Annotated in this window: 9 protein-coding genes; 8 read left to right on the forward strand and 1 reads right to left on the reverse strand. The window is 66.7% G+C overall.

What is annotated here, in order from left to right; genetic code table 11:
- Nucleotides 1-103: 103 nt before the first annotated feature.
- From AC5JBD_RS16065 to AC5JBD_RS16080, 4 genes are read left to right on the forward strand one after another with little or no spacing between them, the layout of a single operon-like run.
- Complete coding sequence (locus AC5JBD_RS16065; protein ID WP_495722833.1) at nt 104-1603, forward strand: flavin-containing monooxygenase; 1500 nt, start codon at nt 104-106, stop codon at nt 1601-1603.
- Nucleotides 1600-2409 carry an SDR family NAD(P)-dependent oxidoreductase gene (locus tag AC5JBD_RS16070; protein ID WP_495722834.1) on the forward strand — a complete coding sequence of 270 codons (810 nt, stop codon included), beginning with the start codon at nt 1600-1602 and terminating at the stop codon, nt 2407-2409. Before AC5JBD_RS16065 ends, AC5JBD_RS16070 begins: the two co-directional genes overlap by 4 nt.
- The gene (locus tag AC5JBD_RS16075; protein ID WP_495722835.1) at nt 2406-3371 is read left to right on the forward strand and encodes an alpha/beta fold hydrolase; all 966 of its coding nucleotides are present in this window, start codon (nt 2406-2408) and stop codon (nt 3369-3371) included. Before AC5JBD_RS16070 ends, AC5JBD_RS16075 begins: the two co-directional genes overlap by 4 nt.
- Nucleotides 3346-5004, forward strand: a complete 1659-nt coding sequence (locus tag AC5JBD_RS16080) for a GMC family oxidoreductase (RefSeq protein WP_495722836.1) — start codon at nt 3346-3348, stop codon at nt 5002-5004. The genes AC5JBD_RS16075 and AC5JBD_RS16080 overlap by 26 nt, the downstream gene beginning before the upstream one ends.
- A 154-nt stretch (nt 5005-5158) precedes the next feature.
- Here AC5JBD_RS16080 and AC5JBD_RS16085 read toward each other — a convergent pair whose 3' ends face one another.
- Complete coding sequence (locus AC5JBD_RS16085) at nt 5159-6412, reverse strand: beta-propeller fold lactonase family protein (RefSeq protein WP_495722837.1); 1254 nt, start codon at nt 6410-6412, stop codon at nt 5159-5161.
- A 273-nt stretch (nt 6413-6685) separates the two neighbouring features.
- Between AC5JBD_RS16085 and AC5JBD_RS16090 the strand changes: the two genes are divergently transcribed.
- From AC5JBD_RS16090 to AC5JBD_RS16105, 4 genes are all read left to right on the forward strand, one after another.
- The gene (locus AC5JBD_RS16090) at nt 6686-8128 is read left to right on the forward strand and encodes a winged helix-turn-helix domain-containing protein (RefSeq protein ID WP_495722838.1); all 1443 of its coding nucleotides are present in this window, start codon (nt 6686-6688) and stop codon (nt 8126-8128) included.
- A gap of 157 nt (nt 8129-8285) precedes the next feature.
- Nucleotides 8286-9782 (forward strand): carboxylesterase/lipase family protein, encoded by a 1497-nt coding sequence (locus AC5JBD_RS16095; RefSeq protein WP_495722839.1) that lies wholly within the window; start codon nt 8286-8288, stop codon nt 9780-9782.
- A 9-nt stretch (nt 9783-9791) separates the two neighbouring features.
- The gene (locus AC5JBD_RS16100; RefSeq protein WP_495722840.1) at nt 9792-10553 is read left to right on the forward strand and encodes an SDR family NAD(P)-dependent oxidoreductase; all 762 of its coding nucleotides are present in this window, start codon (nt 9792-9794) and stop codon (nt 10551-10553) included.
- 115 nt (nt 10554-10668) lie between these two features.
- On the forward strand, nt 10669-12876 hold the full coding sequence (locus AC5JBD_RS16105; RefSeq protein ID WP_495722841.1) for a TonB-dependent receptor: 2208 nt from the start codon (nt 10669-10671) through the stop codon (nt 12874-12876).
- The last annotated feature ends 1 nt before the right edge of the window (nt 12877 follow it).

Raw genomic sequence — 12877 nt, forward strand, 5'->3', positions numbered from 1 at the left:
CCCCTGGCCCGGGCGACCGCTGCTGCGGTTCTTTCTCCCTTCGTAACGATCCGCTTGCATCGCCCGGCTGTCAAGCTCACCATTACGTTCACGGAAGGTGGGCATGGATCAGCGGACGACGACGGCAGAGCATTTCGACGTGCTGATCGTCGGGGCAGGCCTGTCCGGCATCGGTGCCGCCCATTACCTCCAGGCGCGTCTTCCAGAAAAACGCTACGTCATCCTTGAAGGGCGGGCGGCGATCGGAGGAACCTGGGACCTGTTCCGCTATCCCGGCGTCCGCTCGGATTCCGACATGTACACGCTGGGCTACGCCTTCCGCCCCTGGACCGCGGCGAAGGCGATCGCCGACGGCCCCTCGATTCTCGATTATATCAGGGACACGGCTCGCGACGCCGCGATCGACGGCCGCATCCGCTTCAACCATCATGTGAAGCGCGCCGCCTGGTCGAGCGCCGAGGCCCTCTGGACGGTCGAGGCGGAGCGGACCGACACGCGGGAGCGGGTGCGCTTCACCTGCAACTGGCTGCACATGTGCACCGGCTACTATGATTATGCCGAGGGCTACCTGCCGGAGTTCGCGGGTGCGGAGAACTTCCAGGGCCGGATCGTCCACCCCCAATTCTGGCCCGAGGATCTCGACTATAAGGACAAGCGCGTCGTCGTGATCGGCAGCGGCGCCACCGCGGTCACGATCGTGCCGGAGATGGCGCGGGACGCCGCGCATGTCGTGATGCTGCAGCGCTCACCCACTTACATGGTGTCGCGCCCGTCCGAGGATGCGATCGCCAATGCCCTGCGCAAGCTGCTGCCGGCGAAGGTCGCCTACGGCATCACGCGCTGGAAGAACGTGCTGCTGCAGATGTTCTTCTTCCGCCTCGCCCGCGCGCGGCCCGCCAAGGTGAAGGAGAAGATCCTCGAGGGCGTTCGCGACCTGCTTCCGGCAGGCTACGACGTCGAGCGGCATTTCAGCCCAAGCTACAATCCGTGGGACCAGCGCCTCTGCCTGGTGCCGGACGCCGACATGTTCGACGCGATCTCGGACGGCCGCGCCTCGATCGTCACCGGCACGATCGACCGCTTCACGCCCGGCGGGATCCGCCTCGCCAGCGGAGAGGAGATCAAGGCGGACATCATCGTCACCGCCACCGGCCTCAAGATCCAGTTGATGAGCGACATCGCCCTTGCGCTCGACGGCAAGCCGCACAGCCTTGCCGGCAGCCTCAGCTACAAGGCGATGATGTTCGCCGACGTACCGAACCTTTCCTACACGTTCGGCTATACCAACGCCTCGTGGACGCTGAAGGCGGACCTTACCGCGGCCTATCTCTGCCGCCTGCTCCGCCACATGGGCCAGAAAGGCTTCGACATCGCCACGCCCCGCGCCGACCCGACGGTCGAGCGCCTGCCCTTCCTCGATTTCACCTCCGGCTATGTCCAGCGCGCGCGCGACATCCTGCCCGTGCAGGGTGCCGCGAAGCCGTGGCGGGTGCACCAGAATTACGCGTTCGACATGGCCGCGCTGAAGTTTGGCGGGCTTGAGGATGGGGTGATGGAGTTCCGCCGCGCCGATATGCCGGCGAAAGCGCGGGAGACGGTGTGAAGATCGCTGGGCGCACCGCCGTCGTGACCGGCGCCGCGAGCGGCATCGGCCGCGGCATCGCGCTGGCAATAGCCCGCCGCGGCTGCAATCTCGCTCTCGGCGACCTCAACGAAGCCGGGCTCGCCGAAACCGCGAAGATGGCAAACGGCGTTCGGGTCAGCACGCATCGCCTCGACGTCGCCGACCGCGACGCCGTTGCCGCCTTTCCCGCGCTCGTAGTCGAGAGCCATGGCGGCGCGCATCTTCTCTTCAACAATGCCGGCGTCGCCTGCGGCGGCACCTTCGAGCAGGTCGCCGAGGCCGACTTCGAATGGCTCATGGAGATCAATTTCTACGGCGTGGTGCGGATGACGCGGGCGTTCCTGCCGCTGCTCCGCGCCGCCGAGGAGGCGCGGATCGTCAACATCTCCAGCGTCTTCGGACTGATCGCGCCGCCGGGGCAGAGCGCCTATTGCGCAAGCAAGTTCGCCGTCCGCGGCTTTTCGGAATCGCTCCGGCGGGAGCTGGAGGCGGAAGGAAGCGATGTCGGCGTCACCGTCGTCCACCCTGGCGGCGTCGCCACCTCGATCGCGAAAAGCGCTCGCCCGCCCGCGGGCGTCAACATGATCGATCTCGAAGAGCAGAAGAAGCGTTTCGACAAGTTCCTGCGCATGCCGCCTGACGAGGCTGGCGAGATCATCGTTCGCGGCGCCGAGCAGGGCAGGCCGCGCGTCATCGTCGGCAACGACGCCCGTTTCATGGCGCTGCTCGAGCGGGTGGCGCCGGTCTCCTACTGGAAAATCCTCGAAAGGAGGCTGAAGGCATGATCCCGTTTCTCTTGGCGGCCGGCGCCGCCGGCGCCATTGGCGGCGGACTGGCCGCGTTCAGCGCCGCCGCCGCACGCAAGGCCGAGGCCGCGGTGCCGCCGATCGGCAAGTTCATCGAGGTGAACGGCGACCGCATCCATTATGTGGATCGAGGCTCCGGCCCTCCGATCATTCTCATCCACGGCCTCGGCGCCGTCCTGCAAAGCTTTGCGCCGAGCCTGATCGAGGATCTTGCGCGGGACTTTAGGGTGATCCTGATCGACCGCCCCGGCTCGGGCTATTCGACGCGCGCGCCGGGCGCCTCCGCCAGCCTGTTCGCGCAGGCCGAGACCGTCGTAGCCTTCATCAGGGCTCTGGAGCTGGGGAAGCCGCTGCTGGTCGGCCATTCGCTGGGCGGGGCGCTGTCGCTGGCGGTGGCGCTGGAGCATCCCGAGGCGGTCGGCAGCCTCGCGCTCGTCACGCCTCTCACTCAGGTGCAGGAGGAACCGCCGCCGGTCTTCGAAGGGCTCGCCATCCGCTCACCTGCCGCGCGGGCGATCATCGCACGGACAATCGCCATCCCTCTTTCGGCCATGAAGGCGGACGAGACGCTTCGGCAGGTCTTTCATCCGGAGCCCGTGCCGGCGACCTTCCCGACGGTCGGCGGCGGCATGCTCGCTGCGCGGCCTGCCGCCTTCTACGCCTCCTCGTCCGACATGGTCGCGGTCGAGGCGGACATGCCGAAGCTGGTCGCCCGCTACGGCGAGCTCAAGCTGCCGGTCAGCATCCTCTATGCGCGGGAAGACAATCTGCTCGACTGCCGCAAGCATGGTGAATGCACCGCGGGCGAGATCGAGGGCGCGCGGCTGGAGATGGTGGAAGGAGGCCATATGCTGCCCTTCACCCAGCCGGAGCTGACCGCCCGCTTCATTCGCGACGCCGCAGGGGAGGGGAGCGTTGAGCGAGAGCGCGCTGCAGGCTGATTACATCATCGTCGGCGCGGGATCGGCCGGCTGCGTGCTGGCCGCGCGGCTCAGCGAGGATCCCGCCACGCGCGTGCTGCTGCTGGAGGCGGGCGGCGACGACCGGCCGCTCAAGGAGCCGTCGCAATTCCTGTCCAACCTCTGGATCCATGTCCCCGTCGGCTATTCGCAGACGCTGAGAGACCCCAAGGTCAACTGGCTCTACACGACCGAGCCGGACGCGGGCACCGGCGGCCGCCAGCATGTCTGGCCGCGCGGCAAGGTGCTCGGCGGCTCCTCGTCGATCAATGCCATGCTCTACATACGCGGCCAGCGCGCCGATTATGACGGCTGGCGTCAGCTCGGCTGCGAAGGCTGGGCCTGGGACGACGTCTTCCCCTATTTCCGCCGCGCCCAGAACCAGGAGCGGGGGCCGTGCGAGAACCACGCCGTCGGCGGGCCGCTCCACGTCGCCGATCCTGCCGATACGCACGAGGTGTCCGAAGCGGTGATCGAGGCTTGCGAAGCCCTCGGCCTCCCCAACCGCGATCCCAATGGGCCCGAGCAGGAAAGCGCCGGCTGGTATCAGGTGAACATCCGCGACGGCCGACGCTGCTCCGCCGCCGTCGCCTACCTGCATCCCGCGATGGATCGTCCGAACCTGCGGGTGGAGACGAAGGCGCTGGCGTCGCGCGTCCTCTTCGAGGGCAAACGCGCCGTCGGCGTGGAATATGTCCAGGGCGGCGTCACGCGCATCGCCCGCGCCGGCGCGGAGGTGATCCTCGCCGGCGGCGCGGTCAACTCGCCGCAACTGCTCCAGCTCTCCGGCATTGGCCCGGCCGAGCTGCTTCGCGAGCACGGCATCGATGTGGTCGCGGACCTGCCCGGCGTCGGTGAGAACCTCCAGGATCATTTCGTCGTCGGCGAGACCTACCGCCTCAGGAAGGGCATCGTCTCGGTCAACGAGATGGTCCGCGGCTTCCGCTTCCTCGGCGAGGCGTTCAAATATCTGCTCCACAAGCGCGGCCTGCTCACCCTCTCGGCGGCGCATGTCGGCGTCTTCTGCAAGTCGCGGCCGGACCTCGCCGGGCCCGACATCCAGTTCCACATCCTCCCGGCAACCATGGACCCGGATGCCATGGCGCAGCAGCAGCGCATGGTGCTGGAGAGCGAACCGGGCCTCACCATCGCCCCCTGCCAGCTCCGGCCGGAATCCCGCGGCACCATCCGCATCCGCTCGGCCGACCCCGCCGAGCATCCGGCGATCACCCCCAATTACCTGTCGGACCCGCTCGACCGTGAGGTGGTGCTGGCCGGCCTCAAATTGGGACGCCGCATCGCCGCTCAGCCGGCGCTCGCGCGCTACATAGATCACGAAATGATGCCGGGACCGGAGGTCGCGAGCGACGACCAACTGCTCGCCTTCGCCCGCGACTATGGCACCACCATCTATCACCCGGTCGGCACCTGCGCGATGGGCCGCCACCCCAGCGCCGTCGTCGATCCGCGGCTCTGCGTGCACGGCGTCGAGGGGCTGCGAGTAGTCGACGCCTCGGTCATGCCGAAGCTCGTCTCAGGCAACACCAACGCCCCCACCATCATGATCGCTGAAAAAGCCAGCGACCTGATCTGCGGCCGCCGCCCGACGCTATGATCAGAGGCCGCTGCGGCCGACGAACGCGGCGATGTCTCGTGTCATCGGCAAGCCCTCTTGAAGAGCGTCCCGGGCCAAAGCCGAGTCGCCTCCACCTTTCTAGGATGGGAATACGCCGGGCTGGCGTAGGAACGCGGGCGAGCTTCGAGCCTCGTCACCCCGTCGCCGGCCCGACCACGACGAGGCCCTGCAGATTATCCAGTGGCAGAAGGCCCGTCATGAGTTGCTGGCGGCGCTCGTAGCTGAAGACGATGCCGTAGGTGTCGATGCGCCCCTTGAGGCTGACGAGATGGTAGAGGAAATTGCCGCTCGGGTCGAACGCGAGGTCGACGAAACCATCCGCATTTGCGAGTGGGCTGGCCGCTGCTGGGTCGGCGGCTGTTCCCTGTAGCTGATACCCATCATTCTGAACGAGGGTGACGATCCCATCGTTGCTGAAGCCGATCGAGCTGATCGCGGCCCCCGCGGAACTGGCGATTGAGGCGAACTCGTAAGCATCGTTATAGGCCACGAAGCCAGCCTGTGTCGGTCCACTGGTGACGGTAGGTCCCAGCAAGCAGTCCTGAGTGCGCGGCAGGAGCAGGCCATCGGCTCCGATCTCCCATGTCGACACTGATCCGGTCTGCAGCGTCGCGAACGTTCCGGGAACCCCGCTCGAGCTGGCTGTTCTTGCTTCTGCAGCGACCACGAACTGCCGGCCGCCGCGTGTGAAGACCTCTATTCCAATGGCGTTCGGGAGATTGCGGCCGGCGGCATTGTTGAGCTGGGTCGACATGCCGGTGCCAGAAGGCACAAGCGCCAGCGTCCCGTCTGCTTGGATGCGGAACGTGGACACTTCGGCGGCAGTCGGCTGAGGCAGCTGGGGCGCCCCAGCGTTGAGCGCCGACACCACCAGGTGGGCGCCGTCCGGCGTCACCTCCAGGTCGGCAGGGCGCGCTCTCAGGCTGAGCGAGAAGCCGGCAATGCGAGTCAGCTGGCCAGTCGCCGGGTCCAGTTGCATGGCGGTGATATTGCCGCTTTGATTTGGCGGACCGGTGAAAACCCCATCCTCATCCGCGTTGGCGACGTAGACGACGCCGTTGCGGTAGGCGAGGCTGATCGGGGATGTGCCTCCGCTCGGCTCGATGTCGACGCGAGAGAGGCTGTAGTCGCTGTTGATGCGGAAGCTGGTGACATCGTTGGTGCCGGCGTTGACGACGATCAGGAACCGGTTGTCGACGGCGATGATCGAATCTTCTGCGATGAGGGAGTTGAGGCGCGGCGGCGGTGATGACAGCGCCGCCCGGCCGACCCCTCCCGTCTCATAGATGTCGAGCGGGGCGAGCGTGCCGTCAGCGCGCCGGCCGAATCCGACCACGAAATTGCCGCCTGGCCCATTATTGTTCGTGCCGGCATAAACGGCGCCCACGAAGGCGGCGGGTGTCGGTGAAGGGGTGGGAGACGGCGACGGTGTGGGAGCAGGCGCCGGGACCACCCCGGTGCCGGTCCCCGGTGCTCCCCCGTCGCCTCCGCAACTTGCCAGGAGCGCGGTGATCGAGATCAGCGAGAGCTGACGAGCCAGGTGATTGCGTATTTGCATCATGCATCTCCAGGACAGACCGCGTAGGCTTTTCAGCTTGCGTTCGGGATGACCATGATGGAGTCCTGACGGAGTGCTGACGATGCTGCGGCGGGAGGCTTGATGCACGGCTCGAGCCAGGAGGGGGGAGGAACCGAGCCGCTGCTGAAGCGGCAGGACGTGGTCCTCGGCTCAGTCGTGATCAGCCCCCCCACCCGCACGATTGCGGGCCATGGCGGCCGGGCGGTCCTCGAACCCAGGATGATGCTGGTCTTGTTGTGCCTGGCGGAACGACCGGGCGCGCTGGTGACCCGGGCGGAGCTCCTCGATCGCTGCTGGAACGGGTTTCCCGTAGGTGACGACAGCCTCAACCGGGCTATCGCCGGCGTTCGGCGCGCGGCGCGCGAGGCAATCGGGGACGCGCTGCAGATCGAAACACTGGCCGGCGCAGGTTACACGCTGACCGTGCATTCCGCCGCCAGGGCAGCTGGGGCTGCAAGCAGGAGCGCGGCAGTTGCGGAGGCGATCAGCGAAGGCTGGCGGTCGTGGCGCCTGGGCCTCCCGGAACCCGATCGATCAGCCATTCAGCGCCTCCAGCGAACGGTGGCGGCAGAGCCGCATCATCCGGAGGCGTGGGCCCTGCTTGCCTTGTTGCTGCGCCATGCTGCCGAACATGCGGAGGCACAGGAGGGCGCCGATTATACCGAGGAGTGCCGTGCCGCAGCCGACGCGGCGCTGGCGCTCGACCCGAACCAGAGCGTTGCCAGAACCGCGTTGATCTCACTGCCGCCGCTGTTCGGAGACTGGCTCGCGCGCCGAACTCGGCTGCTGTCCGTGATCGGGCAGCAGCCGGACAGCGCGCCCGCGCTGCACGACATGGCAGTTCTCGAAATGGCAACCGGCCGCCCCAGCGCGGCCGTGCCGCTCGTTGAAGCGCTGATGGAACGGGAACCGCTTGCGGCCATCTTCCACTACAAGCGGGTCTATCATCTCTGGACGCTCGGACGGCTCTCCGAGATGGACCAGGTGGCCGACCGGGCGATGCAGATGTGGCCTCGGCAGCCGGCAATCTGGTTCGCCCGCTTCTGGACCCTCGCCTTCACCGGGCGGCCGGAGCAGGCGATGCAGCAATTGGTCGACGAGGCGGTGCGGCCCCCCATACCGGCGGCTGCCATGTTGCCGCTCGAGAAGACGCTGCTGGCGGTCCGGGAGCCGCAGAACGAGCGGGCAAGAGCCGCGGCGGTCGAGGGTAATCTGCAGGCGGCGAAGCGCGGGCCTGCACAAAGCGTGGCGGCGACCATACAATTGGGCGGCCTTGGTGCGGTCGAGGAAGCATTCCAGGTTGCCGAGAGCTATTTGACGAGAGACGGTCCCCTCGCGGTCAGCCTGCGCAAGACAGCCACCGACCCGTCGGTGACCGACCAGCACCGCCGGGTCACCCAGATGCTGTTCATTCCGTCGGCTCAGCCCCTGAGAGACTCCCTCCGATTTGATCGCCTGTGCGAAGCCATTGGCCTCGGCAGCTACTGGCAGCGAGCAGATCTGACGCCGGATCATCGACTCTGACGCGGCAACGGCGAGCCTCACCAAGCCATCTAGCCGAGCCAGCAACATGCGCATGGAGCCGGACGGCACGCCTAGAAATACGGACTGCAAACCGGAATACCACGCCTGAGCGGTGGGCCGGTGCTATCGGCGCTCTGATTTTGTGAGATATCGGAGCATGAGTCCTAGCCCCGCCAGTCCAATTGTAGAAATCTCTTCCGGCAGCGTCGGCGGGAGCACTGCGGCCGGAATCGATTGCTTTCTCGGCATTCCCTATGCGGCTCCGCCCGTTGGTCCGCGGCGGTTCGCGCTGCCTCAGCCGCCTGAAGCGTGGGCGGGGGTGAGAGATGCCACCCGGCTCGGCCCGAACGCCCCGCACCGGCTGAACCCCTTTCCCGCGCTGGAGGTCGAGCCGCTGATCGGCTCTGGCTGGAGTGAGGGCGACGACTATCTGACGCTGAACCTCTGGCGGCCGGCGGGCGGCGGATCCGGCTTGCCCGTCATGGTCTGGATCCATGGCGGCGGGTTCGTCATCGGCAGCAAGGATGCGTCGGTGCAGGACGGCAGCACCTTCGCCCGCGACGGCGTGATCTGCATCGCGATCAACTATCGTCTCGGCGTCGACGGCTTTCTGCCGATACCGGGCGTGCCGACCAATCTCGGCCTTCGCGACCAGATCGCCGCGCTCCAATGGGTGCGCGACAACGTCGCATCGTTCGGCGGCGACCCCGGCAACGTCACCGTCTTTGGCGAATCCGCCGGCGGCATGGCGATTGCCGACCTGATCGCTTCGCCGCTGGCCAAAGGCCTCTTCCGCCGCGCAATCGTGCAGAGCGGCCATGGCGGAATGACGCGGGATATCCCTGTTGCGCAGCGGCTCGTGAAGAAGCTGGCGAAGCTGCTCGGGATCACCCCCGACGAGGCGGGCTTTCGCAGCGTCGCGCCGAAAGACGGGCTCGCTGCGGTGCAGAAGGTGGGATTGCCGACTACCCGGCTCGACTTGCGCAACGCCGACGGCCTGGAGCCGGTGTTCGGGATCAGCCGCTTCATCCCGGTCCATGGCGACGACCTGCTGCCGCAGCCGCCGCTCGAAGCACTCGCCAGGGGAGCCGGAGCGGAAGTCGAGCTGCTGATCGGCACCAATGCCGAGGAGATGAACCTGTATTTCGTGCCCACCGGCATCCGCGCGAAAGTCGGGCGTCTGCTCGCCTGGTTCGTGCTTCGCCGTTACCTGCCGAAAGCACGCCAGGCGCTGAAGGCCTATGGCATGGGCCGGAAGGACAAGCGGCCGGGCCACGTCTTCACCGAGGCGCTGCACGACCTGGTCTTCCGCTGGCCGGCGCGGCGCTTCGCCGAGGAGCATCGCGGCCGCACGCACATGTATGAATTCGACTGGCGCTCGCCCGCGCTGGAGGGCGAGCTCGGCTCCTGCCACGGCATCGAGCTGCCGTTCGTCTTCGACACGCTGGCCACCGCGACCGGCGAACGAGGGCTTGCCGGGACCGCGCCGCCGCAGGCGCTCGCCGACCGGGTTCACGGCATATGGGTCCGGTTCGCCCGCGACGGATCGCTGCCTTGGCCGGAATATGATCGCGAGACGCGGCTGGTCTACAAGCTCGCACAGGGCGTCGCCGAGCACGAGCCGCCGATGCCCGCCGCTCCCTTCCTTCCCTGAGAGAGACTTATGTATCTGGAACGACTGCGCCTCGACGGGCGCAAGGCGCTGGTGACCGGCGGCGCGAGCGGCATCGGCCTCGCCTGCGTCGAAGCGCTGGCGGAGTTCGGCGCCAGCGTGACGATTGCCGACCGCGACGCCTCAGCGATCGCGAAGGCGCAACAGGCGATGGCCTCGAAGGGGTACAAGACGCACGACGTGATGATGGACGTCACCGATCCTGCCGGCGTGACGCAGGTCGCCGATGCGCTCGGCCCGCTCGACATCCTCGTCAACAATGCCGGCATCGCCCGCAGCGAGACGCCGGCAGAGGAAGTGGCGGACGAGCATTGGCTGAACGTCATCGACGTCAATTTGAACGGCACCTTCTGGTGCGCGCGCGCCTTCGGGCGGCACATGCTGAAGGCCGGGCGCGGCAGCATCGTCAATGTCGGGTCGATGAGCGGCTTCATCGTCAACCGGCCGCAACCGCAAAGTTATTACAACGCCTCCAAGGCGGCCGTGCACCAGCTCACCAGGAGCCTGGCGGTCGAATGGGCACCTCGAGGAGTGCGCGTGAACGCAGTCGCGCCGACCTACATCAACACGCCGCTCAACCAGTTCGCGGACCGCGAGGGCGAGATGTACCGGCGCTGGATCGACGGCACGCCTATGGGCCGACTCGGCGAGGTGGAAGAAGTTGCTTCGGTCGTCGCCTTCCTCGCATCCGATGCGGCGAGCCTGATGACCGGCAGCATCGTGCTCGCCGACGGCGGCTACAGCTGCTGGTGAGCCGATCGGCCAAGTATTTGTGCCGATCGGCAAAGTGGAACAGGCGCGGCAAACCTTTCATATAGGTAAGCTGTCTGATAGGTCATTCTCATCAGCCGAAAACGGCGACCTTAGGATGAGGATGTTCATGCGCTACTCCACGATGCTTTCCCTCGGCTGCGCTCTGTCCGCTCTGATTGCCGCCCCAGCGCTCGCTCAGGACACGAGCGCGCAGGATACAGGTGCGGAAGGCACGCCGGTCGAAGAGGCTGCGGAAACTGGGACTAGCGACGGGGAGATCGTCGTCACCGCCCGCAAGCGCGAGGAGACGCTGCAGGACGTTCCGATTGCCGCCACGGCGCTGACCGGCGAAGTCCTGGCGGCGCGCGGCATCAACAGCGTCCGCGAAGCCGCGGCACTGACGCCAGGCCTCAACATCAACTCGGACGGTACCGGCCGCGCCTTCGTCGCGATCCGCGGTGTCGGCGTCACCCTCGTCCAGACCGTCCAGCCCGGCGTCGGCCTGTTCATCGACGGCATTTACCAGCCGAACACTGCCTATTTGAACAACCCGTTGCTCGACGTCGATCGGATCGAGGTGCTGCGCGGCCCGCAGGGCACACTCTACGGCAAGAACACGATGGGCGGCGCGATTAACGTTATCACCCGCGTGCCCGGAAACGAGTTCGAGGCGCGCGGCATGGCGAGCTACGCCGGGCCGGACGACCAGTGGATCGTCTCCGGCGCCGTCTCGGGTCCGATTGTCGAGGACAAGCTGCAGGTCCGTGTCGCCGCGTCGCATCGCGAGCAGGATGGCTTCATTCGCAACAGCATCATCGGCGTGCGCGGCAATCCGCTCAACACCGACTCCGTCAACGGCACGATCCGTTTCCTGCCGACAGAGGATGTCGTGCTGACGGTGAAGGGCTATTATGACTGGGTTGACGGCGTGAACACGCCCTATGCCCGCGTCTCCGGCCCCACCGACTATCAGCGCACGGTCGAGTTCAACGTGCCGAGCCGCGTCTCCTATCGCTATCGCGGCGTCAATGCGCGGCTTGAAGTGCCGCTGGAGTCGATCAGCACCGACGTGACCCTGATCGCAGCGTACGACGCGCGCAACGCCAGCTCGCCCGAGGTCGACACCGATTTCGGCCGCGGTGACGTGATCCGCGCCACCGGCCGGGACCGGCTGCGCACCAAGACGCTGGAGGCCCGCTTCGACAGCGAGTGGAGCGACCAATTCTCGTCGCTCTTCGGCCTCTTCTACAGCCGCGAGACGCTGAGCGGGGTCGACATAACCCGCATCCTGCCGTTCGGCCTCACTCGCACCACGACCGATCAGCGCAAGGCGGACACCTATTCCGCGTTCGGCACCCTGTTCTTCACGCCCAACCCCGACCTCGAGGTCTCGCTCGGGCTGCGCTACGACCATGAGGATCGTCGCCAGCAGGGCCAGATCACCAACGCAGTCGCCGCCGGCACGGTCGTGGGACCGGTCACCTCGGCCGAGATCGAGACCGATCAGCTCCAGCCGAAGCTCAGCGTCACCCGCAAGTGGACGCCCCAGCTGATGAGCTATGCCTCGATCGCGCGCGGCTATCGCGGCGGCGGCTTCAACGCCCCGACGGCGCCGACCCGCACCTACAATGGCGATTCTGTCTGGACCTATGAGGTCGGCACGAAATATTCCTCAGACGATCGCGTTCTGACCTTGTCCGGTGCGCTCTTCTACAATGATTACGAGGATTATATCGGCCTCAACTCGATCGCCCCCGCTGCCGGGGGAGGCCTGGTCACGGTCGACCTCAATGCCGGCGACGTCGAAAGCTATGGCGCCGAGATCGAGGGCGCGATCCGCCCCACCCCCAACTGGACGATCAGCGGCGGCCTCACCCTCATGCACGCCCGGCTGACCAATACCGACGCCTATACGGACGTGACGGGCCGGGTCCTGTCCTCGGACCGCCTGACCTTTCAACCCGACGTCACCGCGAACCTCTATTCGGATTACATCATTCCGATGGGCGACGATCAGTCGCTCACGCTCACCGGGGGCATGACCTACAAAGGCAAGCGCCTGGCTGCGACGCTGAACGAAACCACCCCGACCTTCCTGCGCGGCTATGCCCTGTTCAACGCTGCCGTGACTTACAAGACCGGCCCGATCGAGCTCGGCCTGTTCGCCAACAACATCTTCAACAAGGATTATTTCGAGAGCTACATCGAGAAGACGACGCTCCTGCTTGCGGGGCTGAACACGCCGCTCGCCGCGCCGGCGACCGATCTCGGCATCATCGGCGAGCGCCGCCGCTACGGCGTCCGCGCCAGCTTCAGGTTCTGAC

Source organism: Allosphingosinicella sp., assembly GCF_059502505.1.